This window comes from uncultured Polaribacter sp., assembly GCF_947500975.1.
In the GTDB taxonomy this organism is placed as follows: Bacteria; Bacteroidota; Bacteroidia; order Flavobacteriales; family Flavobacteriaceae; genus Polaribacter.
On record NZ_CANMUE010000010.1, the window covers coordinates 43,006 to 65,701 of the forward strand.

The following is a 22,696-nucleotide window of genomic DNA, read 5'->3' on the forward strand; positions in this document are numbered from 1 at the left end:
TTACCTCCTTTTTTTAGGAGCCCTACTCACCTTCTTCCTTCTTTTATTAAAAGGTATAGCATCATCAAAAGTATGTTGCGCTTTTTTATGAGTTGTTTTATTCTTTTTCCAAGAATTATTTTCTGGTAATAAACGCTTTAACAAATCTTGTCTTCCAACTTTGTTTAGGGTGTTTTTAATCCACTCTTTATTTTCTTTTTTGTACCAAAAGAAAAATTTATGTTGGTCTTCTTTTTCTTTTTTAGTTTTAGGAGTTTTTGTGGGCTTCAACGTATAAGGATGATATCCAGAATAATAAATAACAGTTGCAACTGTCATTGGAGTTGGTGTAAAACCTTGAACTTGCTCTAACTGAAAACCCATATCTTTAGTCTCTGCAGCTAAATTTGCCATATCTTCTACCTCACTTGCTGGGTGACTAGAAATAAAATAAGGAATCAATTGTAAGTTCAATTTCTTCTTTATATTTATTCTATCAAAACGCTCTTTAAACTTATGAAAATAAGTAAAAGAAGGTTTACGCATTAATTTTAATACTGGATCAGAAGTATGCTCAGGAGCCACTTTTAATCGCCCAGAAACGTGTTTTGTCATTACCTCTTCTGTATAGGCATCTAACTCTTTTGGATCTGCATTTTTATTAAATTCTGGCACCAACATATCGTGTCTAATTCCACTTCCAATAAAAGATTTTTTAATCTTCGGATGTTTATCAACTGCTTGATACAAATCCGTTAAAGGTTTATGTGAAGTATCTAAATTAGAACAAATTACAGGCGAAATACAACTTGGAGCAACACATTTATCGCAAATAGATTGTACTTTCCCTTTCATTTGATACATGTTTGCAGATGGCCCACCAATATCAGATAAATAACCTTTAAAGTCTGGCATATTTGCCACTTTATCAATTTCTTTTAAAACAGATTCTTGACTTCTACTAGCAATAAATTTTCCTTGATGTGCAGAAATAGTACAAAAACTACATCCTCCAAAACACCCTCTATGAATGTTTATTGAAAATTTAATCATTTCAAACGCAGGAATTGGCCCACGCTTATCATACTTTGGATGCGGTAAACGTGTAAAAGGCAGATCAAAAGAACCGTCAATTTCCTTTTCTGTCATTGTTGGAAAAGGTGGGTTTATCACCAAAGTCTTATCTCCTACTTCCTGAAAAATTCGTCTTGCTTTTAGTTTATTCGATTCCTGCTCAATTGTTTTAAAGTTAGATGCAAATGTCTTTTTATCTTTTAAACAAGCTTCATGAGAACTAATAGTTACATCATCCCAATCTTTAACTACAGGAATTTTTTCTTTCTTTTTATCAATTAAAACAGCAGTTTGTTTTATATTTTTTAAGCTAGAAAAAGGAACACCTTTTTGTAACAATTCTACAATTTCTCGTAAAGGTTGTTCACCCATCCCGTACACCAACATATCAGCTTTAGAGGTTTCTAAAATTGTTGGCAACAACTTGTCAGACCAATAATCATAATGGGTTACACGTCTTAAAGACGCTTCAATTCCTCCAATTAAAACAGGTACATCAGGAAACTTTTCTTTTAATATTTTTGAATATACAGACGTTGCATAATCGGGTCTAAAACCTTTGTCTCCATTTGGAGTGTAGGCATCTTTATCTCGTCTTTTTTTACTAGCCGTGTAATTAGAAACCATTGGATCCATACAACCACCTGTTGCACCAAAAAACAAACGAGGCTTTCCTAATTTTTCAAAATCTTGCAAATTATCATTTACACTAGGTTGTGGCACAATTGCCACACGCAAACCATAACTTTCTAAAATTCTACCAATTACAGCTGGGCCAAAAGAAGGGTGATCTACATATGCATCACCACTAAAAAGAATTACATCTAACTGTTCCCAACCACGAATTTTCACTTCTTTTTTTGTTGTTGGCAACCAATCGGTTAATTGATGTTTTTTAGTTTCTTGCATAAGTTGCAAAAATACAAGAAATTAAATTGATTAAAATATTTTTTAGTAGCTATTTCCTGCTTTCACTACTCGCTTTTTTTAGTTTTGTTCTCGATACAAATTTGCTGAAAAAGCAAATTTACTCGAACTAAAAACTAAAAAAGAGCTCAAACAAATCGTTCATTCAGGGCTAAGCTTGTTTACATGCGTAAGTAAAAAACGATAAAATTGATTGCTGTACCATTTTATTAAAATTAATTCTATCAAAAAAAATTGTATATTTCAAACTAAAATAATTAGTATAATTATTTACAAATCAATATAAAAAAATTGCAAAACACAATTTATTATATCTTTTTAAGTAGTATCCATAAATCAATTAAATGAAAACAAAACATACAAATATTATTATTATTGGGGCAGGTTTATCTGGTATAGGTGCAGCATGTCATTTACAGCGTAAAAACCCAAATAAAACTTACATAGTATTAGAAGCAAGAACAGAAATTGGTGGGACATGGAGTTTATTTAAATACCCTGGAATTAGATCAGACTCAGACATGTACACTTTTGGATACTCTTTTAAAACTTGGGATGATGATAAATCTTTTGCACCTGCACCATCAATATTAAAATATTTAAAAGAGGCTTCAGAAGAATATAAAGTAACTGAAAATATTGTTTTCAATCAAAAAGTGGTTTCTTATAATTTTGATACTTCGAATAATTTATGGACATTAAAAACCATTAATCCTATTACAAAAGAGGAATCTTTTTACACTTCAAATCATATTTTTAATTGTAGTGGTTATTATAATTACGATCATGGATATACACCTAAATTTAAAGGCTTAGAGAACTTTAAAGGTACTTTTATCCATCCTCAAAAATGGGATACTAACTTAGATTATGGCAATAAAAAAGTGGTGGTAATTGGTAGTGGGGCAACTGCAGTTACCATAGTTCCATCTATTGCAGAAAAAGTGGAAAAAGTAACCATGCTACAAAGATCACCTACATATATTGCAGCGCTACCTAATAAAGATAAGATTGCTGCTTTTATAAAAAAAATATTACCTAGTAAAATTGCACATACTTTAGTTAGAACAAAAAATATTTTAACAGATATGTTGTTTTTTAATTTGTGTAGAAAGTTTCCTGAAACAATGAAGAAAATTATCTTTAAAGGAATTAAAAAAGAGCTAGGAGATTTCCCTTTAGAACCTCATTTTAAACCAAATTATAAACCTTGGGATCAACGTTTTTGTTTAGTGCCTGATGGTGATTTTTTTAAGGCATTAAAGGCTGGGAAAGCAGATGTTATTACTAATACTATTGACACTTTTGTTAAAAATGGTATTAAATTAAGTACAGGTGAAATTTTAGAAGCCGATATTATTGTAAGTGCCACAGGTTTAAGTCTTATACCTTTTGGTGGCGCAAAAATTTCTATTAATAATACTCCTTTTGATATTACAAAGCGTTTTATTTACAAAGGGTTAATGCTAAGCGAATTACCTAACTTTTTTGTTTTTGCTGGCTATACAAATGCTTCTTGGACTTTAAAAAGTGACTTAACAAGTGAATACATTTCTAGAATGCTAAAGTATTTAGATAAAAACAACTACTCCTCTGTAAAAGCACAAGTAATTGAAAATAATTTAGGAGAAATACCTTTAATCAATTTAAATTCTGGTTATATACATAGAGCTATGGATATTTTACCCAAACAAGGTGATAAATTTCCTTGGAGGTTGTATCAAAACTTTATTTTAGACTATAAAGTTTTAAGGATTGATAAGATTAATGAAAAACGTTTAGTTTTTACTAAAAATTAGCGTTAAAACTCTTAAACGAATCTGTATTTACATCTCTCTTTAATTCACTTCTCATTAATGGTAATATCCATTTTTTAGGAACAAAATTTGAAACAAACCACATTTTAAAAGAATCATTACCGTAAACTATTTTTGGCTGTTTTTTAATAATCGATTTTATAACATGCTTTACAATTTTTTCCGGTGGTGTAGTTAGGTTTTTAGCAACATGTTCTAAGACATGTGGTTGTTTTCCTATATTTGTTTTAATACCTCCAGGATGTAAACAATGAATAGAGATTGGGCTTTTATAAAACTCTGCCATTAACGATTCTGTAAAACCACGAACAGCAAATTTAGAAGCAGCATAATCAGAATTTATTGGAGGGCTTACCAAACCAAAAACACTAGATACATTTACTAAAGCGCCTTCATTATTAGCCACTAATTGAGGTAAAAAAGCTTTTGAACCAAAGACAACTCCATAAAAATTAACATCCATTATTTTTTTAAAATCATCAATTTCCATATTATAAAAAGGTATTAGACTTCCTTCAATTCCGGCATTATTAATAACCACATGAGCATTGCCTAAATTTGTTTTTACATTATTTGCAAAGTCAAAAACTTGTTCTTTTTTAGAAACATCCACTTTTTGAATATATATATTTTCTTTACCTATAATACTTTCTAATGTTAGAACTACATTTTGTAAATCTTCAAAATTATAATCACATAAAGCTAGTTTTGATCCTAATTTTGCAAACTCTATTGCATAGGATTTTCCCATACCAGATGCAGCTCCAGTGACAACAACTATTTTATTTTTAAAATTTTTCATTTAAGACTATTTTAATGTTTTTTTAAATTCTATCCACGCTAAAAAATTATATAGCTTTTTTGGCAAAAAATTTGCGGCAAACCTTGCTTTAGAAGAACCTTTTCCATAAACTATTTTAGGTCTATTCGCTTTTATTGATTTAATAACATATTTTACAATATCTGATGGAGGAGTTACTAAATATTTTTGTGAGAATTCTTTACTTTCTGCTTTTTTAGCAATATTTGTATTTATTCCTCCTGGGTGTAAACAATGAATAGATATTGGACTTTTGTAATATTCTAAAATCAATGATTCTGTAAAACCAGTAACAGCAAATTTAGAGGCACAATAATCTGAACTAGTTGGCACACCAATTAACCCAAAAATACTAGCTACATTAACCAAAACTCCTTCATTGTTTTCTTCTAATTGTGGTAAAAAAGCTTTAGAACCAAATAAGACTCCATAAAAATTAATATCCATAACTTTCTTAAAATCGGTTAGATCAATATCTTTAAACTGCTCTACATCTCCTTCAATTCCTGCATTATTAATAACCACATGAGCATTACCTAATTTTGTTTTTACATTATTAGCAAAGTCAAAAACTTGTTCTTTTTTAGAAACATCTACTTTCTCTATATAAACATTTTCTTTACCTATAATATTTTCTATAATTAAGGCAATATTTTGTAAATCTTCAAAATTATAATCACATAAAGCAAGTTTTGATCCTAATTTTGCAAACTCTATTGCATAAGATTTTCCCATACCTGATGCAGCTCCAGTTACAACAACTATTTTATTTTTAAAATTTTTCATGATTAATGTATCTCACATAAATGTACTTCTTTTTTTTTAATTGTACTTTAGCAAAATGTTTAAACCAAGAATTGAATTAGAGAAAGATGATTTTTATTGGAATGAACAAGGTTATAAAGTTTTTACAGAAAAATATCATCTAAAAAGAGGATACTGCTGCAAAAGTGGCTGTAAACATTGCCCTTTTGGATATGATAAAAAAACAGATTCATTCAAATAAACAGTGACTATTTAACAATTTTTGTTTCTTAGAAACAATACAAATACATAAAAAAATGATTAAAAGAATTTTAGTTTTAGTAATTGCAATTCAGTTTTCAAGTTGTGATGTTTTACAAAATGTAGCAAGTCAGTTACCAACAGGTGGTAGTTTATCTCAAAAACAAATAGGAAATGGATTAAGACAAGCTTTGGATAATGGTATTACAAATCAAGTTACCAAATTAACTTCTAAAGATGGCTTCTATAAAAACGACTTAGTTAAAATTTTATTACCCAAAGAATTACAAGCTGTAGATAACGGCTTACGTAAAATTGGACTTAGTAATTTAGCAGATGAAGGTATAAAAGTTTTAAACAGAGCTGCAGAAGATGCTGTAAAAACTGCAACTCCAATTTTTGTTAACGCTATAAAAGACATCACTTTTACAGATGCAAAAAACATTTTATTAGGTGATAAAAATGCTGCAACTAATTATTTGCAAACAAAAACAAATGAAAGTTTATATAATAGTTTTAGTCCTGTAATTAATAATTCTTTTTCTAAAGTTGGTGCAGATAAAATTTGGAGTAACTTAATTAGTAAATACAATTCAATTCCTTTTGTAAATAAAGTTAATCCAGATTTAACACAATATGTAACAAACCAAGCATTACAAGGTGTTTTTACAATGATTGAAGTTGAAGAAAAAGGAATTAGAGAAAAAGTAGGTTTAAGGAATACTGCACTTTTAAAGCAGGTTTTTGCTCTACAAGATTTGAAATAAATTACCTTGTTTTTTTAGATAAAAATTACTACTAATAAATTATAAATAATTAATTTTCAATTTATTAGTAGTAATAATGGTGAAATGTTTTTATTTTTTTATTATATTTACTAATATAATAATCCCCCAAAATAATTATGACTCACAAAAAACAACTTGTAAAATATAAAAACCATCTTCTTAAAAGATATTTAAAACTTTTAGAAAAAGCCTATAATTATAATTTTATAGACGAAGCAAAAAGTGATCTGGCCGCTTTTAAAGCTATGAAAATATTTGAAAAAATTAATCAAGTAAGTTATTTAGAAAGAGAAGTTATTCAATAAACTCTTTAAAATCGACTGAAAGATCATAATCGTTATTTGTTTTAAATAGAATGTAATTCACTTTTGGGATCTTTAGATCTAAAAAGCGGAAAGAATAATTGCACAAACCAAGGTTCTTTCATTTGATTCCAAGCATCAAATCTATCTGAATATTTTCTTGTTATTTTAGTAATCTAATTATAAATAAGTTGCCATTTGTTGTTGTAGTTCTTTTGCTTTATTAGCGGCGTCTTCAGCAAAAGTATTTTTATCGGAAGCATAAATAATTCCTCTAGAAGAATTAATTAACAAACCAACGTTTTCTGCTAAACCATATTTACAAACATCTTCTAAACTACCTCCTTGGGCTCCAACCCCTGGAACTAATAAAAATGAATTAGGTACAATTTTTCTGATTTCTTTAAAATATTCAGCTTTTGTAGCCCCAACAACGTACATTAGGTTTTCAGAATTTTTATAGGTTAAAGAAGTTTCTAATACTTGTTTATACAATTCTTTTTCATCAATCTTTTGAGTCTGAAAATCGAACGCTCCTTTATTAGAAGTTAAAGCTAAAAGTATCGTATGTTTGTCTTCAAATGCTAAAAAAGGTTCTACAGAATCTTTTCCCATATAAGGAGCAATAGTTACAGAATCAAAAGCTAAATCTTCAAAAAACGCTTTTGCATACATTGTAGATGTATTACCAATATCACCACGTTTTGCATCAGCAATTGTAAAAATTTCTGGATAATTTTTATTTAAATATTTTATTGTTTTTTCTAAAGATTGCCAACCTTTAATTCCGTAAGCTTCATAAAAAGCTGTGTTTGGTTTATAAGCAACACATAAATGATGAGTTGCATCAATAATTGCTTTATTAAACGCAAAAATAGGATCCTCATCCTTTAATAAGTGTGATGGTATTTTATCTAAATCTACATCTAAACCAATACATAAAAAAGATTTTTTATGTTTTATCTGTGCTATAAGTTGTTCTGTTGTCATTACTTTTACTTAAAGTTACGCAAAAATACTATTTTTAACGTTCTACAATTGTAAGTTGTAACTTTTTTAATTGACATATTAAATATGAAAAAAATAATTTTATTAATTCTGATCATTTTTACTAGCTGTGGCCCAGATCCTACTGAGTTTTCAGAAAAAGCATTAAAAGACACAGTTTTAAGTTTTAATAACTCTAAATTACCTTTTGAGCAAATATTATTAGAAAATAAAGGAAAAAAAATATTAATTGATGTTTGGGCTTCTTGGTGCAAAGATTGTATTGTTGGTCTACCAAAAATAAAAAAAATACAAAATGATTTCCCTAATGTAGTTTATCTTTTTTTGTCTGTAGATAAAAACATTGCTTCATGGAAAAGAGGAATTAAAAGATACAATTTAATAGGTAAACACTACAACTTACCTAAAGGAATGAATGAAGGTGATTTTGTAGATTTTTTAAATGTAAATTGGATTCCACGTTATTTATTGGTAGATGAAACAGGAAAAATAACCGTTTTTAATGCTAAAAAAGCAACTGATAAAAACCTTTTAAAAGCTCTACAAAAGTAATAAATAAAACGTTTTAGTAACTATTTCTAATTCTGAAGCAATTTTCATTAGCCATTTCATAAATTTACCTTTTTAAAACGAATATAATTATGAGACAAAAAATAGTAGCTGGAAATTGGAAAATGAATAATGATAAAAGTGAAACTAAATCACTTATCAAAGGTTTAAACAAATCAATAAAAAAATTATCATTAGAAAATACTAGAGTTATTATTGCTCCTTCTTTTGTTAATTTAGCTTCAGCAATCAAAAAAACTAAGAAATCTAAAATAGAAGTTGTTTCACAAAATATGCATCAATCTAAAAGTGGTGCTTTTACGGGCGAAGTTTCAGCCGATATGTTAACATCAATTGGTATTAAAACTGTAATTATTGGCCATTCTGAAAGAAGATCTATTTTTAATGAAACAGATAATCTTTTAGCTGAAAAAGTAAATTCAGCGTTAGAAAATGATTTAGAAACTATCTTTTGTTTTGGCGAATTATTAGAAGACAGAAAATCTGGTAATCATTTTAACATAGTTGAAGAACAGTTAAAAAATGTACTTTTTCAATTAGATGAAATTGCTTGGGAGAACATTATTTTAGCTTATGAACCTGTTTGGGCAATTGGAACTGGAGAAACTGCAAGTCCAGAACAGGCGCAAGAAATGCATGCTTTTATTAGAAGTATTATTGAAAAGCAATACAATAAAAAAGTAGCAAATGCTGTTTCAATTTTATACGGTGGAAGTGTAAAACCTGCAAACGCAAAAGAAATTTTCTCTAAAGAAGATGTAGATGGAGGGTTAATTGGGGGTGCTTCTTTAAATGCTGCAGATTTTTCTGCAATCATTAAAGCAATTTAAAAGAAGAAAACCTGTAAACTTCTTTATAAAACTAATAAATTTGCATCAAGATTTAAAATCTTGATGCTTTTTTTATGGACAATATTTATTTAGAATACAATTTTACAGTTTCTCCAAAAGAACCTGCTACAGAAATTTTAATTGCCGAACTAGGAGCAATTGGGTTTGAAAGTTTTGTTGAAAACGAAAACGGAGTTACTGCCTATATTCAAAAAGAAGAATGGAATGCAACTATCTTAGAAGATATATTTGTTTTAAATTCTGATGAGTTTTCAATCGAATACAATCAAAAAGAAGTAGCTCAAACTAATTGGAATGCAGAATGGGAAAAGAACTTCTCTCCTATTCAAGTAAATAATTTAGTTAGTATTAGAGCTCCATTTCATGAAAACCCAAATTTAAAGTACGATATAATAATTGAACCTAAAATGAGTTTTGGAACAGGTCATCATGAAACAACTCATATGATGATTGAGCATTTATTACAACTAGATTTAGAAAACAAAAAAGTTTTAGATATGGGTTGTGGCACAGGAATTTTAGCGATTTTTGCTGAAATGAAAGGTGCAAAACCTATTGATGCAATTGATATTGATAATTGGTGTTATGAAAATTCTTTAGAAAATGTAGAGCGTAATAATTGCAAAAATATTGACGTTTATGAAGGAGATTCATCACTTTTAATCAATAAAGAATATGAAGTAATTATTGCCAACATCAACAGAAATATTTTATTGATGGATATGAAAGTGTACACAAATTGTTTAGCAAAAAAAGGTACACTTTTATTAAGCGGTTTTTATGAAGAAGATATACCAATTATTGATGCAGAAGTTTCCAAATATGGTTTAAAATTAGAAACTTTTATTCAAAAAAATAATTGGGTTGCCTTAAAATATAACAAAGAGTAAAAAAAAATTTTTATTTTTATAGCATGAGCACAAAAGAAAAAATTAAAGAAGAAGTAGATATATTAGAACAAGAAGTATTTCAGCATGAAATAGTATTACATAATGATGATGTAAACACTTTTGACCATGTTATTGATTCTTTAGTTGATGTTTGCGATCATACTTTAGAACAAGCAGAACAATGTGCAACATTGGTTCATTATAAAGGAAAATGCACAGTAAAATCTGGTGAGTTTAAAGATTTAGAACCTAGATGTTCTAAATTATTACAATTAGGTTTATCTGCAGAATTGATATAATTTATGGAAAATGTATTAAAATATTTTCAATTTTCTGACTTTAAAATTGATCAATCAAACACTTTTTCAGGAAATGAAATTGCTTATTCTGAAATAAACCCTACGCATTACCTAATTTTTGAAAAAAAAAATAAAATGTATACTTTATATGTTTCAAAATATTTAAACCGAAAAGAAATAGCAGTTAAACCCCCAGAAATACTAGAGTTACTGGTAGAAAACTATGACAAAAGCATTCCGGAACATAGGATTGCAATTAGACAATATTTAGGCTAAACTCGAATAAAATTCGAGTTTTTTTATTTTATAAAAGTTTTTATGTGACTTATTAAAATTAAATGTGTCTTAAGTATAAGAACATAAAATAAAGATTAAAAAAATATTGTCCTCAAACTTCAAGTCTTAAAAAAATATTGAAAAAGAAAAGAAGATAGTAGTAGTTAGTTTTATACTAAGTTTGGTTAGACAAAAAGACCCTAAACATCTGTTTAGGGTCTTTTTAATTTTATTAAAAATATTTATACCAATATTTGTAACACAATTAAAGTAAAAAAAACCTTTAAAATCAATTGATTTTAAAGGTTTTATAAAAAAGTGACCATGGCAGGATTCAAATAATGCAATTGGCTGAAATAATATAAAACACAGATATGCTATAAAATACTTATAAATAAAGGTTTTTATGTTTTTTAAATTGCAACTTGCTCTAGTTTATTGCAAATAATCGTTACAAATTACGTTACATTTTTTATCTTTGTAACGAATTGTAAATTTAAGATTATGGCAAGTTTCTCGTTTTATTACAGAAGTAAGAAAGATAGCAGTAAAGTATCTATAAGATTAATACATAAAAACATAGATTATACTTTAAGTACTCCTTACATCTCAAAGAGGGAATACTGGATTTATAGAACAACCAAAAATGGCAAACCAGTAAGTAAGCATAAAAAGGTTGAAGATTTAAAAGGTTATTCAGATATTAAAGAGCATAAGGCTATTTTATCAGAATTTAAAGATAAATTAGAAAAGCAGTTAATTCAAGATTTGAATAATGGTGTAGCAATTACTAAAGACTGGTTTAAACAGGCTATTATTAAGCACAGTAATGTAATAGAGGGTAAAGAAGCTATTCTTAATGAGGAAATAAAGAATAATAAACAACGAGAATTAGAATTAGAAATAAAGCGAAAAAACCTACTTTTAAATACGGTTAAAGAAATTCAAGTTAAATACCAATCAAATAGAGACGAGTTAAAAAAGTTTGTAACAACTTATAACTGGTTAAATGATTTTCAAAATGAAAAAAGAATAATAATAAAAACTAAAGATTTTAACCAACAATTTGTTGATGTTTTTAAAAACTGGGCTACTATTGATAAACAATATAAACTATCAACAGTAGTTGGACACTTAAAAAGAATTAAAAGAGCCGTTGAGTATTGTTATTCAAATGACACAGATGATGTTATTGTTGTTCACAAACAACTACCTTATATTAAATTTACCAATGCAAAGGAAAGAGAACTAATTAAAGATAAAATTGTTGTTACGCTTGATTTTGACGAGTTAGATTTGATTGATAATTTAGATTTTAAGAATAATGAGGAGTTAAGAGAAGTACAAAAAAGTATTTTAATTGGATGTGAAACTGGTTTACGTTTTTCTGATTTTAACCAATTAGTAGATAAAAATCTAAAGAAGTCTATTGATAATTTTGAATACTGGGAGTTCAAAACCAGTAAAACAAACAAGTGGGTTCAGATAACAAAAACAGAGAGATTGCAATACTTTTTTAAAAAATATGGCTTACCAAAAAACACTTATACTGATAATGAAGATATAGTATTAAACAGAAATCTTAAAAAAGTATGTAGATTGGCAAAAATAGATGTAATGACAGAGGGGGATTTATCTTTATCAGTAATTATTAACGGAAAAGAGCAAAGAAGAGATGTAAGAAGTTTTTATCCAAAATATAAACTAATCACTACAAGAACATTTAGACGTTCTTTTGCTACCAATTATTACGGTAAAATTGATAAAGAATTAATAATGCAAGTTACTGGGCATACTACTGAAAAAATACTAAAGGAATATATTGATGTACACGATGATAAAAATATAGGTAGAGGTTTTAAATCTATGGCAGAGTTTCATGAAAATAGAAAACAGCCTAAACTCCGTAAAGTAGAATAATGAAAGAGCAACTAAAAAAAGTATCATCTTTAATTGAAAAAATTGATGATGTTAAAAATAAAGATGATTACAGCTTATTGGAAAATAAAATCAAAGAAGAGTTATTGGGTATTCTTTTAGATACTTCAAAAGGTATTTTTGTAACAGCAATAAATTTAAAAGTATTAAAACCTATTCAAGATAAAATAAAGGTAGCTATTCATTTTATAGAAACAAAAAGAAGTAGAAGTTTTAGAAGTGAAAGACTTAAAATATTATCAAGAAAGGACTTCTTAATCAATTTAAGAAATCAAATACTAATAGACTACAGAGAGCAATTAAAGGGATTGGAACTTTATAAAGAATTTTTGATTGAAAAAGCTAACAATAGGTTTTTAATATTAAACCCAACACAAGACTATCCGATTGAGGTTTTTACTCATAATCAATTTGAAAATATTTTAAAGAAGTCTTTTGTAGAAATTATAAATTATTTTAATGAACAACAATTAACAAACTCAAACTATAAAGAAGAGATGTTTTTATTTGTTGGTAAAGTAAATAGAGAGTTAAAAGAAATAACTAAAAGGATAGACCAGTTACGAAAATTCATAGAAAAAAATCAAAGTAAAGATATGGATATATTTGATTTATATCAAGAAATTGATTTACTAAATCTACAAGAAAGTTACTTATTAAGAATAATTAAAGAATTAGAGAGTACTCATTTATTCTTAAAAATACATACCCCTAAAAAAGAAAACCCTTTAACTGTTTTTGGAGATAGAGATTTGAATAAATTAGAAAGGTTGTATTTTGAATTAGAAGATTTTTTAGAAAAATCAATACAATTAGAAGATATTACAAGTATTTTCACTTTGAATTATGAGCCAACACAAAAAGTAAATTTAAGAAATGGAACAATTAATGACTTTGCATATCTAATAAATCAGATGTACCCTTACTTTATTTCAGATATTGCTCACAGAAATAAATATAATCAATGGTGGGCTGATAGATTTACTATTAATGGGGTAGATAAAAATAAAGATGCTATTGTAAAAATGAGAAGTAACACTAAAAAAGATGTAACAAGAAAACAACAAAATACAGCAAGACTTAACTCAATAATTGATGTTTTAAGATAAAGTCCTCAAAAAATCCTCATTAATTTATTGTAGTAATGCCTTTAAACTTCTATTTATAGAGGTTTCTTTATTTTTAAATCGTTTCAAAAAAATAGCTAACCCATTAAATCCTCAACTTTTTGCATTCATAAATTTTAAACATAAATATTATGAATGAATTAAGTATTGTTCAGGTAACACCTGAAAATTTAGAGCGACTTATTAAAAAAGTTGTTAAAGTAGAATTAGCATCTTTTTTAGAAATGTTTAAACCTAAAAAAGAAGATGAATTATTAACACCAAAACAAGTAGCCAAATTATTAAAAGTAAATATTTCTACTGTTCATAGAAGAACAGAAAAAGGCATTCTTAATAAATATTGGAATGGTGGTAGTGTATATTATAAAAAGAGTGAAGTAGAAAAATCAATCGTAAAACTAAACTCTTAATCTATGAAAGCATTGCAAAATAATTTCATAGGCAAAGGAGAAGTAAAAGGGAATTTATTTACTCAAATTAAACAATCAAATAAAGCATATATCTACAAGGTAGATACTGGATGCTCAACCTATTATGAGGTCTTTAAAAAGAAAGCTAAAACTAATTCTATACGTCATTGCTACCCAACGTCAAAAGCATTCGGTTTATGGGCTTGGACGTACCACGATTTAGATAAAGCAGTCAATAAGTTCAATCAATTAAACAGGTAGTTATGATTAGTTGTTTTGAGCGTTTAAAATCTTCAACAGTTTTAAAAGAAATTGACATTTATGAGTTTGTAGAAGTAATTAAAAATCCTGATTCAAAAACTCAAAAAAGAATAGAGCAAACAAGGTCTTATTATCATAACTGTAAAGAAACTTACGATAGTTTAAAAGCTAAACTACCTTGTTTTGCTCTCAATTTCAGATTTAAAGAGAAAAGAAGAAATGATAATATTATTGAACCAACAGGGTTGATTTATTTAGATGTAGATAAAAGTACAGATATTGATTTAAACAACCCTTATGTATTTGCATCGTGGTTGTCAATATCAAATAATGGTAGAGGGATATTAGTAAGAGTTGAGAATTTAACTATTGATAATTTTAAAGACACTTATTTAGCAATAGCTAAAGAATTAAATATTGATGTAGATATTAGAGCAGCTAAACCTACTCAACCAACATTACATAGTTTTGATAAAGATATTTATTTTAATGAAGATGCTATTACTTGGATTTGTGATAACAACCCTTATTTAGAAAACACCCCCAACACGTCATTAAATATTATAAAAAAAAGAAAGGGTAATGACGTGATAGGGGAAAATTTAATATTAAGGTTTAATAATTTTGATGAGGTAGATTTTAAAGGTAAAGAGTATTTACATTTTAAAGATGAAAAAAAGTTAATGGCTTCTGTAATAATACCAAGAAAAATAAAAGCAGGAAGCAGAAACTCAATTATATCAGCTATAACTTATCAAATTAGAGCCTTAAATCCTTGTATTGCATTTGCACATTTAAAGGCTTTAATTGATAGCATAAATATTAATTGCTGTAAACCAACACTTAAAGATGAAGAGATATATAATATTGCTGAAAACGTGATAAATTTAGAAGATATAGAACCAATTTTAAATAGTCCTCGTAGGTTTTTATTTAACCCTGTTTTTAATCTTACTCATAAGCAAAAGATGAAAATTGTAAACACTAAAAATGGTCAAGCACTTTCAGAAAAAACAATTAAAGAGATTGCTAATTGTATTGATAACTGGGATGTAAAAAAACAAGGCTCAATTAGTCAAACAAAATTAAAGGTTGTAACAGGAAAAAGTATTGGAACTATTGAAAAGTATTACAAATTGTTTAAAAGTCAAATTGCAGATATAAAAGAACAATACAAGTTATTAAAATTAGGTCAAAATACCCCTGCACAACTAATAAATTAGAGTAGTTTAAACATTAAATAGGGTTTTGGTAAGTTCAAAAATTAAAACCCCTTGTAGAGGCTGTTTTGAATTATCTGCTTTTAAATATTGTTAGCTTAAAAACATTTTATAGTTTTGCTTAATCATTACGAATCTCAATATTTTGAGATACCAACCTCCCAAAACAGGGGAAGGTGGTTTAACAATGAGCCTTAACTCAGGAAAAGTATGTTTAACTTACTTCAATTTTTATTAGAGAAAACTGTTAAAGAGGAAGATGTAAAAACCCTTTTTAAAGTTTACCATGATTATGATTTAGTTTTTCATCATTTAGCAGTAGATAGTATTAATGTTAGTAGTGTTTTTGAAGAAAAAGAGCTTTATGATTTTAAGATTAAAGGTCTTACTTCTTTTTTAATGTTTGATAACATTAATACTAAAAACTGGTATATGTATAATGAAATTGAATACAGTAAATTGAAAAACAATCAGTGTATAGCAGTATTGTATTTTAAAAACACTTCTACATACAATACTAAAGCTGTTTTAAATGTGCAAAACAGGGTTTTACATAAGGTTGTTTACTACTGGTATTTGAAGTGTTTTAATTTGAAAATACCGTATAAATTTAAAATATTTCTTAACAATCATTGATTATTTTTAACTTGCTGATGTCTTAATAATAGAATGTTTTCCATTACATATATATAATCTTTTAATTTTTTGTTTTTATTTTCCAAATCATCAAAGTATGCCTTTTTGAATAAAAACCTCCAAAAAAAAATGAAAGCTCCAATAAATATAAATAATACTAAAATTGTTTTAAATGTCTCATTTATTTTAATCGAAGTGTAATCGTTTTTTAATTCAAAAACCAGTATTAATACAATTAAAGCTATAATGGACTTTCCAGAATATTCTATGTATTTTTCAAAAAAAACAAAAGGGTCTTTGTGTGTTCTGTTAAGAAGCGATTTTGCTATATCAATTCGCATTTGAATTAATGATGATTTAGTTTTTAACTCTTTTAAGTATATTTTGTGAATCCTTATGCTGTTTAGTTCTTCTGATTTCCAATTCCAAAAATAAAATGGAATTGGCATATCATTTCCTTGGGCTTTCAATTCCTTTCGAGCAATAAAACTCTGTTTTAAAACTAAATAAAGATATAAAACAGCACTAATTAACACAAATACTACACCAGTCCATTTATAGATTGAGAATTGATTTGTAACTGCTCCGATAGTTATAAATAACAAAACAACAATCATAACGATTTTAAACTCACGATTTAAAAAGAAACTCTGAATATTGTTTAAAAATAATTTTTCATAAGAGTATTCTTTATTAAACTCTTCAAATGATTCGTTAAATGTTTTCATAACTGTTTAATAATTTTGTCTTTTTATAATTGCATCTAATTTTTCAAGTACTGGGATGTATGTAAATTTAAAAGGTAACATCATTCCCTTTTCTATGTATTGCTCGGTAAAAGTTGTAAATTCTTCTAAAAATTCAGATGGAGCAATTAAATTATTCTTTAATTCATCAGACTTTAAAAATTCAAGAAATTTTTCAAATGAACCAAATATTGATTTAGCAATTTCATCAACTCCAGTTTTAAAGTCCTCTGTTCTATCTCCATAAAAAGGTTGAGTACTAACAAAAATGACTAAAAAATAATCTAAATTTTTAATCATATAGTTTTTAAAAACCTTAATAGCATCATCAAGATATACATTTTGCTTTATCCAAGTGTTACTACTAGTCTTTATATGATTTCCTATTTTACACAAGTAAAAGAGAGTCCAAAAGTTTTCATCTGTTTTTTGAAGTTTAGAGGTGTATTTTTTAAAATAAGTTACTAAATAATTCCTTACAGTTTCTCTATCAATTAAATCAGAATTAATGTCAATAAAATCATCTATATAGTAACACAAATCAGCTTCATATCTATAGGGGCTTTCAGCTTCTTCAAAGATAGATTGTATAAATTTTTTCAGTTCATTTACATTAGAATAATACTTTTCTACGATACGGTTTCTTCTGTTATTTATTTTATTCCATAAAATACTAAAATCAAAGCCAAATAAAATTTGCTCTCCTCTAATGGATTTTATTTTATATTTTGAGATGTGTACCATTGATTTAATATAATTCTCATATTGCATTCTATTTTTTAGTTCATATATGTTAGTGTCGTATAAATGAACTCTTGCGTTTTCAAGTTTCCCTTTATTATACCAATCATTCATCTTAATTTTAATTTCCTCATAGGGTAAAGTCATTACTTTTTCAAACTCCTTTATAGATAAATCTTCATTACTCAATTCATCTTTAAAATATTTATAATAGTTGCTCTCTTGTGATATTGAAAGGTTATGCTTATAAATAGTGGATTTAGTAAACAAATTATTTAGCAATATTCCTACTGATATTAATTCTTCATTTTTATATTTTAAAGATTCTTTGATATATACTTCTATTTTAGAGTCTTTAAACTCATCATAAGAACTTGTAATTACTCCCTCTTTTTGAGGTTTTAGAATATATCTTGGTTTTTTACCCTCATTCTTTATAGCAACAAAATCGTCTCTATTCGTATAAAGTAAAGAATAAACATTGTAGAACTTAAACTTTAAAAGTTTTATAATAAGATAGTCTCTAAAATATACTTCATCTTTTATTATTTGATAGTCATTTACAAACGAACTTAAAAACCTTTTAACGTCTCTCAAATGCTTTAAAGACCAAGTAATATTTTCTGTAGATGTTACTGGGTAAAACCGTCTTCTTAAACCATCGAAAAAGTCATTAATATCATTTTTTTGATTTGGAAAATGTTTAAGTAATTCTTGTTTTAAAGAATTGTTAATTTGAATATTTGTTACAGGTAAAAGTTCTATTTCTCTTAAAAAAATCTTTTCTGTAAACTTTTCAGGATTTGGTATATTATGGTTATTTAATGATTTAACTAAATACTCTTTATCATAGGCAACAACATAAGTAAAAGTGTCAAATCCAGCAGTATTTCTTATGAGTTTTAAAATTTCAAATATTTCATTTGCTTGTAGTCTATCAAAATCATCTATAATTATAACAATCCTTTTATTTAATTTCTTTAGTAAATCATTAAGATTATTAAACTCTTCGGTAAGGCTTGATTTTAAAATTAGATTAATACCTTTTAAAACGGATTCAGTAACATCATTTTTATGAATGCTTAATACAGAATTGGAATATTTTCTGATATTCTTTGATACATCAAAACTATATTCTTTTAGACTTTTTTCTAAAGTGTTAAAAAAATCTTGTAAAATTGAATTTAAAGAAATGTTTAACCAAGGATTGAAGTCAATAAGAATGTAATCTTTACTCTTATTAATTTTAAATTGCTCTTTTATCATTTCTAAAAAAGACGTTTTCCCTGTTCCCCATTCTCCAACTATTCCAATAGAAATTGATGTTTCTTCGGATTTTAATTCTTGAATTTCTTTATAAACTCTTTTAGCTTTTTGACTTCTATTTAAGGTGTCTTGTTTTTCAGATTTAATATGTGTATCAAGTAATTGATGGTTATCATTAGTATTACTTTTTTTCTTCTTTATATAAAAAATTACTTTTAATAATATTGGAGTAATAAAGCTAAATAAAAATACATCAAAGTACTTTAGACTTGATAAGTTATGAAACGATAAGAACTCATTTCTGTACTTTACTCTAAAAAAAATATAGAATAGGGTAATTATTAAACAAAAGATAAAATGACTACTTCTTACATAGTAATCATTTTTTATTTTTCTGAAAAAAGTATATAAAATGTAAACTAAAAATAGTGTAAATATTATATCAACAAAAGTATTGCTTACTACTTTTTGAAGTATTGGTTTAGTGATAAAATCGTTGTATTTTAATAATATAGAATCATAAAAAACAACAATTAAACAAGAAAGTATTATTGTGTATTTTAATTCATTAAGAATTTTAGTAATTTTTTTCATAACTCAAAGATATTCAAATGCTAAAATTATTCTCAATTAAGTTTTTAACATTCCCTATCTTTGTGGTAATTATAAACGAATAGATTATAGAAAAGTAAAAAATAAAATATTTTAGAAAGCGTAAGCTGTTATTTGTGAAATAAAATCGCCAATTTTAAAAAAGCAACAATATAACAAGTCTATGCTCTCGTCCAGTTTTTGGACGTGGGTAGTACTTGATTTGTTGCAGGTGTTTGGCGATACCTTTTCACAGTCTTGGTTTGAACTCCACGTCTTTTTTATGCAATAAACTTTAATTTCACTTTAGGGGTTAAGTGAAGAAAAATAATTTAAAAATGAAAAGAATAAATTTCGCCTACTTAACACTATTCACTATCCTGCTTATCAGTTCTTGTTCAAATTCAGATGATACCAACGAAATATCAACAAGTTCAATTATTGCAAAGTGGGAAGAACAACCAGTAAATACAAATTGCTCACAAACTGAAACAATAGAATTTTTTGCAAACGGAACAGTACAATCTCTTGACTTAATAAATCCTCCTTGTGATTATCAATTAGGTACAGCAGAATATACTTTTGAAGCTGATATTTTAGAAGTAAATATCGAAGATAATAGTTTTAGTGATGGTATTTATACCATTCGTTACAATGTTATTACATTAAATGAGACTACTCTAATAGTAGAGCCTTTTTATGATGATGAAGTAGGTACTTATACTGGTACTTTAGAAAGATTTACTTATCAAAAAATATAAGCTATGAGAACTACTTTAATTCTAATTTCAGCTATTTTATTTACTTCATTATCGTTTTCACAAGGTGGAGGAGCATACAAACAACTTAAACCAATCAATAACGGAACTTCAAGCAGTTTACAATACTGGGGAAAAGTAAATGCACAAAATAGAGAAGCAAACCGTTTAGCTAATGAACGAGCAAAAAAACTAAATGAGAAACGGTTTATTGAGTTTAGAGATTTAGCAATAGAAAACTACAATAACAAAAAGTTTTCTAAATGTATTGAGTATTATAATTCATCATTAAAACTTGGTTATTATGATGCTTCTTTAGAACTGGTTGCAGGGATTTCTTACTATCATTTCTTTGTTCAAACAAAAAAGAAAAAATTTAAAAAGAGAGCAAAGAAACTCTTTAAACTATCTAAGAAACACGGTAGCATTGATGCAGAATTACTACTGGATAAATATTTTTAAAAGTACAAACTATGAAAAAAGTAATAACATTAATCTTGTCCCTTTGTTTTGCTAATTTTATCAATGCACAAAAATTAGATTTGAATTTAATAGACAAACTTGTTAAGATGTCTTTTGTTCCAATGGATGAATATATGGTTGAGGGATATGGGTTTAAAAAACTTAAAAATGTAAGTGATGAACGCACAAACACCTATGCACGAAAATTTAATAATGACTTCAATAGTTCAATTATTGTTAAAGTTTTAAACCCTAAAGACACTCCTAATGTAATTGAAATATTTCTTACAAAGAACTTTAATGTAAGAGATATAAAGGACGACCTTTTATCTCGTGGGTATGAATATAATGGGATTAATAAAATTGGCTACATAGTATATAAAAAGAGTAAATCAGCTTATGCAATTTCTAAAGAACCTAATAACAAAGGTATAACACATATAATGGTTTTAACAGAATAATAAAAAGTTTAATTATGTCAAAGCAGACCTATATCACGGTAGTTTTTTTCAGCATTTTTATAATGCTTTCAAATAGTTGTATCAGTCAAAATTGTAATAATATTGATTTGCTTAATATAGGTTATAAAGAAGCAATATCTGAAATAAGAAAAACTAACTTTAGTTTATCTGAAAAAGCAAATACTGATAGTTCTTGGATAAAAAGTATTGAGTATTATTCTTGTGATGAAACAAAAAGTTTTTTAATAATGACTACTAAAAAGAATAAGGAATACATACACAAGAATGTACCAGTAAATTTATGGTATGGGTTTAAAAATGCTAATTCCTACGGTGGATTTTATACTTCAAACATCAAAGGCAGATACCAATACTAAAAAAATATTATAAAAATTTTTAGAAAACACGAGGGTTTAGGGTATATCGTAAAATGCACCCCTACTTCGTTAAAAAGGAAAACCGATTTATTTTAGGGTACTGGGTTCGGCATTTTTAACTTTTGGTTGAGAAAGTTGAACTTTTTTTTTGAGAGAGTACTCGGCTTATTATGGTACGTCTATATATGTTTTTATACTGTATAGGAAACTATGCTTTTTTTGGCGTGATTTAATAAAAGAAAAATAAGTACTTTAATTTCAAACATCTTGTAGTTGTTGACTTAAACGCATTCTATTATATTTTTTTCTTGTTTTGTCAAATTGTCAAGTGTTTTGTTTATGTAAAAAATTTAAAATACAATTGCTAAAATTATTTACGTTACAAATATAGTTACAATTAGCGCTAAAAACGAAGAAACAAAAAAGCAACTAACTGAAATTCAATTAGTTGCTGATTTTTATTGTGACCATGGCAGGATTCAAACCTGCAACCTCTTGAGCCGTAATCAAGTGCGCTATTCAGTTGCGCCACATGGCCTTAAAAGGGCTGCAAATATAATAGCATTTTTTTAAATTAGAAAACTTAACTTGATTTTTATAAGTTTATTTTCTCTTCATATTTTTTTACAGTTTCATTTGCCTTTTCAATATCTGAATTTAACACATGTATTTCTACTGAATTCATATGTGCTCCATAACCAGCTAATCTAGCAGATTCAAACTGATCTTTAATCAAATAAGTAATTTTTTCTTCATCTAAAAGAACTGTTAAACCGTTAACAATAATATTTGTTCCTGTGAATATTCTTTCATGCTCGTTTTTCATAATTTTAATCTAATGAATTAATTGTTACAAAAGCTTTCCAACCAATAATTGCTAATTGAAATTTTGAAGCTTTTGTAATGTCTAACTTTTTTTTAGTAAAAGAAGGTAGTAACAATTTATTAATTTTAGCAAGTGCTTTAAATACAGTTTTTTTCATTTGGTTTGATTATACATCAAATTTAATGAAAATAAACAACTCTTTTTCAAAATTTTTAGTTGCCTTAAATCAATTAATTAGAATAGAATTTGAAAAATAAGTTCTGAAATTTT

The 22,696-nt window shown here is 26.8% G+C and carries 27 protein-coding genes, 1 tRNA gene and 1 riboswitch; of the genes, 19 read left to right on the plus strand and 9 right to left on the minus strand.

The window, feature by feature from the left end; translation table 11 throughout:
- Positions 1-1,962, minus strand: coding sequence for a YgiQ family radical SAM protein (locus Q0733_RS11360; RefSeq protein WP_298782362.1), 1,962 nt, complete (start codon positions 1,960-1,962; stop codon positions 1-3).
- Between the two features lie 362 nt (positions 1,963-2,324).
- Here Q0733_RS11360 and Q0733_RS11365 point away from each other — a divergent pair, with 362 nt between their 5' ends.
- Entirely contained in the window at positions 2,325-3,779 is a 1,455-nt protein-coding gene (locus Q0733_RS11365) for an NAD(P)/FAD-dependent oxidoreductase (protein WP_298782363.1), read from the plus strand.
- Here the strand turns inward: Q0733_RS11365 and Q0733_RS11370 are convergent.
- Complete coding sequence (locus tag Q0733_RS11370) at positions 3,769-4,599, minus strand: SDR family oxidoreductase (protein ID WP_298782364.1); 831 nt, start codon at positions 4,597-4,599, stop codon at positions 3,769-3,771. The two genes, Q0733_RS11365 and Q0733_RS11370, sit on opposite strands and share 11 nt — an antisense overlap.
- A 6-nt stretch (positions 4,600-4,605) precedes the next feature.
- Positions 4,606-5,403, minus strand: a complete 798-nt coding sequence (locus Q0733_RS11375; protein ID WP_298782365.1) for an SDR family oxidoreductase — start codon at positions 5,401-5,403, stop codon at positions 4,606-4,608.
- A 55-nt stretch (positions 5,404-5,458) separates the two neighbouring features.
- On the opposite strand from Q0733_RS11375, the gene Q0733_RS11380 reads away from it, so the two are divergent.
- The 3 genes from Q0733_RS11380 (at position 5,459) to Q0733_RS11390 (ending at position 6,715) form a co-directional block, all read left to right on the plus strand.
- The gene (locus tag Q0733_RS11380; RefSeq protein WP_298782366.1) at positions 5,459-5,623 is read left to right on the plus strand and encodes a DUF5522 domain-containing protein; all 165 of its coding nucleotides are present in this window, start codon (positions 5,459-5,461) and stop codon (positions 5,621-5,623) included.
- 55 nt (positions 5,624-5,678) lie between these two features.
- Positions 5,679-6,389 (plus strand): DUF4197 domain-containing protein, encoded by a 711-nt coding sequence (locus Q0733_RS11385; protein WP_298782367.1) that lies wholly within the window; start codon positions 5,679-5,681, stop codon positions 6,387-6,389.
- 137 nt (positions 6,390-6,526) lie between these two features.
- Positions 6,527-6,715, plus strand: a complete 189-nt coding sequence (locus Q0733_RS11390) for a Lacal_2735 family protein (protein WP_298782368.1) — start codon at positions 6,527-6,529, stop codon at positions 6,713-6,715.
- Positions 6,716-6,892: 177 nt separating this feature from the next.
- Here Q0733_RS11390 and pyrF read toward each other — a convergent pair whose 3' ends face one another.
- Positions 6,893-7,702: an orotidine-5'-phosphate decarboxylase gene (pyrF, locus tag Q0733_RS11395; RefSeq protein ID WP_298782369.1), complete on the minus strand. Its 810-nt coding sequence runs from the start codon at positions 7,700-7,702 to the stop codon at positions 6,893-6,895.
- Positions 7,703-7,786: 84 nt separating this feature from the next.
- On the opposite strand from pyrF, the gene Q0733_RS11400 reads away from it, so the two are divergent.
- The 11 genes from Q0733_RS11400 to Q0733_RS11450 all read left to right on the plus strand — a co-directional run bounded on the left by Q0733_RS11400 (position 7,787) and on the right by Q0733_RS11450 (position 16,198).
- Positions 7,787-8,272, plus strand: coding sequence for a TlpA family protein disulfide reductase (locus Q0733_RS11400; RefSeq protein ID WP_298782370.1), 486 nt, complete (start codon positions 7,787-7,789; stop codon positions 8,270-8,272).
- An 89-nt stretch (positions 8,273-8,361) separates the two neighbouring features.
- Positions 8,362-9,120: a triose-phosphate isomerase gene (gene tpiA / locus Q0733_RS11405; RefSeq protein ID WP_298782371.1), complete on the plus strand. Its 759-nt coding sequence runs from the start codon at positions 8,362-8,364 to the stop codon at positions 9,118-9,120.
- A 74-nt stretch (positions 9,121-9,194) separates the two neighbouring features.
- On the plus strand, positions 9,195-10,031 hold the full coding sequence (gene prmA / locus Q0733_RS11410) for a 50S ribosomal protein L11 methyltransferase (protein ID WP_298782372.1): 837 nt from the start codon (positions 9,195-9,197) through the stop codon (positions 10,029-10,031).
- Positions 10,032-10,054: 23 nt separating this feature from the next.
- Positions 10,055-10,330 (plus strand): ATP-dependent Clp protease adaptor ClpS, encoded by a 276-nt coding sequence (locus tag Q0733_RS11415; protein WP_298782373.1) that lies wholly within the window; start codon positions 10,055-10,057, stop codon positions 10,328-10,330.
- 3 nt (positions 10,331-10,333) lie between these two features.
- Positions 10,334-10,606 carry a hypothetical protein gene (locus tag Q0733_RS11420; protein WP_298782374.1) on the plus strand — a complete coding sequence of 91 codons (273 nt, stop codon included), beginning with the start codon at positions 10,334-10,336 and terminating at the stop codon, positions 10,604-10,606.
- A gap of 504 nt (positions 10,607-11,110) precedes the next feature.
- Positions 11,111-12,526: a phage integrase SAM-like domain-containing protein gene (locus tag Q0733_RS11425; RefSeq protein ID WP_298782375.1), complete on the plus strand. Its 1,416-nt coding sequence runs from the start codon at positions 11,111-11,113 to the stop codon at positions 12,524-12,526.
- Positions 12,526-13,653, plus strand: a complete 1,128-nt coding sequence (locus Q0733_RS11430) for a hypothetical protein (protein WP_298782376.1) — start codon at positions 12,526-12,528, stop codon at positions 13,651-13,653. Before Q0733_RS11425 ends, Q0733_RS11430 begins: the two co-directional genes overlap by 1 nt.
- A 149-nt stretch (positions 13,654-13,802) precedes the next feature.
- Entirely contained in the window at positions 13,803-14,081 is a 279-nt protein-coding gene (locus Q0733_RS11435; RefSeq protein ID WP_298782377.1) for a helix-turn-helix domain-containing protein, read from the plus strand.
- Positions 14,082-14,084: 3 nt separating this feature from the next.
- Complete coding sequence (locus tag Q0733_RS11440; protein WP_298782378.1) at positions 14,085-14,342, plus strand: hypothetical protein; 258 nt, start codon at positions 14,085-14,087, stop codon at positions 14,340-14,342.
- A gap of 2 nt (positions 14,343-14,344) precedes the next feature.
- Entirely contained in the window at positions 14,345-15,565 is a 1,221-nt protein-coding gene (locus tag Q0733_RS11445) for a BT4734/BF3469 family protein (RefSeq protein ID WP_298782379.1), read from the plus strand.
- A gap of 117 nt (positions 15,566-15,682) precedes the next feature.
- A riboswitch (SAM-I-IV-variant riboswitch) is annotated at positions 15,683-15,782 on the plus strand.
- On the plus strand, positions 15,773-16,198 hold the full coding sequence (locus Q0733_RS11450) for a hypothetical protein (RefSeq protein ID WP_298782380.1): 426 nt from the start codon (positions 15,773-15,775) through the stop codon (positions 16,196-16,198). Its footprint overlaps the riboswitch before it by 10 nt.
- Here the strand turns inward: Q0733_RS11450 and Q0733_RS11455 are convergent.
- Both Q0733_RS11455 and Q0733_RS11460 read right to left on the minus strand, forming a co-directional pair.
- A complete protein-coding gene (locus tag Q0733_RS11455) occupies positions 16,192-16,926 on the minus strand; it encodes a hypothetical protein (RefSeq protein WP_298782381.1) in 735 nt (244 codons plus the stop codon). The two genes, Q0733_RS11450 and Q0733_RS11455, sit on opposite strands and share 7 nt — an antisense overlap.
- A gap of 6 nt (positions 16,927-16,932) precedes the next feature.
- Positions 16,933-19,545, minus strand: coding sequence for a P-loop NTPase fold protein (locus Q0733_RS11460; protein ID WP_298782382.1), 2,613 nt, complete (start codon positions 19,543-19,545; stop codon positions 16,933-16,935).
- Positions 19,546-19,880: 335 nt separating this feature from the next.
- Between Q0733_RS11460 and Q0733_RS11465 the strand changes: the two genes are divergently transcribed.
- The 4 genes from Q0733_RS11465 (at position 19,881) to Q0733_RS11480 (ending at position 21,600) form a co-directional block, all read left to right on the plus strand.
- Complete coding sequence (locus Q0733_RS11465) at positions 19,881-20,303, plus strand: lipocalin family protein (protein ID WP_298782383.1); 423 nt, start codon at positions 19,881-19,883, stop codon at positions 20,301-20,303.
- A gap of 3 nt (positions 20,304-20,306) precedes the next feature.
- Positions 20,307-20,762 carry a hypothetical protein gene (locus tag Q0733_RS11470; RefSeq protein WP_298782384.1) on the plus strand — a complete coding sequence of 152 codons (456 nt, stop codon included), beginning with the start codon at positions 20,307-20,309 and terminating at the stop codon, positions 20,760-20,762.
- Positions 20,763-20,869: 107 nt separating this feature from the next.
- The gene (locus Q0733_RS11475) at positions 20,870-21,223 is read left to right on the plus strand and encodes a hypothetical protein (protein WP_298782385.1); all 354 of its coding nucleotides are present in this window, start codon (positions 20,870-20,872) and stop codon (positions 21,221-21,223) included.
- 14 nt (positions 21,224-21,237) lie between these two features.
- Complete coding sequence (locus Q0733_RS11480; RefSeq protein WP_298782386.1) at positions 21,238-21,600, plus strand: KTSC domain-containing protein; 363 nt, start codon at positions 21,238-21,240, stop codon at positions 21,598-21,600.
- Between the two features lie 464 nt (positions 21,601-22,064).
- Here the strand turns inward: Q0733_RS11480 and Q0733_RS11485 are convergent.
- The 3 genes from Q0733_RS11485 to Q0733_RS11495 form a co-directional block, all read right to left on the minus strand.
- Positions 22,065-22,138, minus strand: a tRNA-Arg gene (locus Q0733_RS11485).
- A 57-nt stretch (positions 22,139-22,195) separates the two neighbouring features.
- Positions 22,196-22,426: a DUF2007 domain-containing protein gene (locus Q0733_RS11490; protein WP_298782387.1), complete on the minus strand. Its 231-nt coding sequence runs from the start codon at positions 22,424-22,426 to the stop codon at positions 22,196-22,198.
- Between the two features lie 4 nt (positions 22,427-22,430).
- On the minus strand, positions 22,431-22,583 hold the full coding sequence (locus tag Q0733_RS11495) for an SsrA-binding protein (RefSeq protein ID WP_298782388.1): 153 nt from the start codon (positions 22,581-22,583) through the stop codon (positions 22,431-22,433).
- Positions 22,584-22,696 lie beyond the last annotated feature (113 nt).

Bases quoted from the DNA above. Each gene is read 5' to 3' on its own strand.
- Q0733_RS11385 (WP_298782367.1), top strand. From the start codon at position 5,679: ATGATTAAAAGAATTTTAGTTTTAGTAATTGCAATTCAGTTTTCAAGT.
- Q0733_RS11380 (WP_298782366.1), top strand. From the start codon at position 5,459: ATGTTTAAACCAAGAATTGAATTAGAGAAAGATGATTTTTATTGGAAT.
- Q0733_RS11435 (WP_298782377.1), top strand. From the start codon at position 13,803: ATGAATGAATTAAGTATTGTTCAGGTAACACCTGAAAATTTAGAGCGA.
- Q0733_RS11420 (WP_298782374.1), top strand. From the start codon at position 10,334: ATGGAAAATGTATTAAAATATTTTCAATTTTCTGACTTTAAAATTGAT.
- Q0733_RS11430 (WP_298782376.1), top strand. From the start codon at position 12,526: ATGAAAGAGCAACTAAAAAAAGTATCATCTTTAATTGAAAAAATTGAT.
- Q0733_RS11360 (WP_298782362.1), bottom strand. From the start codon at position 1,962: ATGCAAGAAACTAAAAAACATCAATTAACCGATTGGTTGCCAACAACA.
- Q0733_RS11400 (WP_298782370.1), top strand. From the start codon at position 7,787: ATGAAAAAAATAATTTTATTAATTCTGATCATTTTTACTAGCTGTGGC.
- Q0733_RS11415 (WP_298782373.1), top strand. From the start codon at position 10,055: ATGAGCACAAAAGAAAAAATTAAAGAAGAAGTAGATATATTAGAACAA.
- Q0733_RS11460 (WP_298782382.1), bottom strand. From the start codon at position 19,545: ATGAAAAAAATTACTAAAATTCTTAATGAATTAAAATACACAATAATA.
- Q0733_RS11450 (WP_298782380.1), top strand. From the start codon at position 15,773: ATGTTTAACTTACTTCAATTTTTATTAGAGAAAACTGTTAAAGAGGAA.
- Q0733_RS11470 (WP_298782384.1), top strand. From the start codon at position 20,307: ATGAGAACTACTTTAATTCTAATTTCAGCTATTTTATTTACTTCATTA.
- Q0733_RS11475 (WP_298782385.1), top strand. From the start codon at position 20,870: ATGTCTTTTGTTCCAATGGATGAATATATGGTTGAGGGATATGGGTTT.
- Q0733_RS11455 (WP_298782381.1), bottom strand. From the start codon at position 16,926: ATGAAAACATTTAACGAATCATTTGAAGAGTTTAATAAAGAATACTCT.
- prmA (WP_298782372.1), top strand. From the start codon at position 9,195: ATGGACAATATTTATTTAGAATACAATTTTACAGTTTCTCCAAAAGAA.
- Q0733_RS11445 (WP_298782379.1), top strand. From the start codon at position 14,345: ATGATTAGTTGTTTTGAGCGTTTAAAATCTTCAACAGTTTTAAAAGAA.
- Q0733_RS11490 (WP_298782387.1), bottom strand. From the start codon at position 22,426: ATGAAAAACGAGCATGAAAGAATATTCACAGGAACAAATATTATTGTT.
- tpiA (WP_298782371.1), top strand. From the start codon at position 8,362: ATGAGACAAAAAATAGTAGCTGGAAATTGGAAAATGAATAATGATAAA.
- Q0733_RS11495 (WP_298782388.1), bottom strand. From the start codon at position 22,583: ATGAAAAAAACTGTATTTAAAGCACTTGCTAAAATTAATAAATTGTTA.
- Q0733_RS11465 (WP_298782383.1), top strand. From the start codon at position 19,881: ATGAAAAGAATAAATTTCGCCTACTTAACACTATTCACTATCCTGCTT.
- Q0733_RS11480 (WP_298782386.1), top strand. From the start codon at position 21,238: ATGTCAAAGCAGACCTATATCACGGTAGTTTTTTTCAGCATTTTTATA.
- Q0733_RS11365 (WP_298782363.1), top strand. From the start codon at position 2,325: ATGAAAACAAAACATACAAATATTATTATTATTGGGGCAGGTTTATCT.
- pyrF (WP_298782369.1), bottom strand. From the start codon at position 7,702: ATGACAACAGAACAACTTATAGCACAGATAAAACATAAAAAATCTTTT.
- Q0733_RS11440 (WP_298782378.1), top strand. From the start codon at position 14,085: ATGAAAGCATTGCAAAATAATTTCATAGGCAAAGGAGAAGTAAAAGGG.
- Q0733_RS11390 (WP_298782368.1), top strand. From the start codon at position 6,527: ATGACTCACAAAAAACAACTTGTAAAATATAAAAACCATCTTCTTAAA.
- Q0733_RS11425 (WP_298782375.1), top strand. From the start codon at position 11,111: ATGGCAAGTTTCTCGTTTTATTACAGAAGTAAGAAAGATAGCAGTAAA.
- Q0733_RS11370 (WP_298782364.1), bottom strand. From the start codon at position 4,599: ATGAAAAATTTTAAAAATAAAATAGTTGTTGTCACTGGAGCTGCATCT.
- Q0733_RS11375 (WP_298782365.1), bottom strand. From the start codon at position 5,403: ATGAAAAATTTTAAAAATAAAATAGTTGTTGTAACTGGAGCTGCATCA.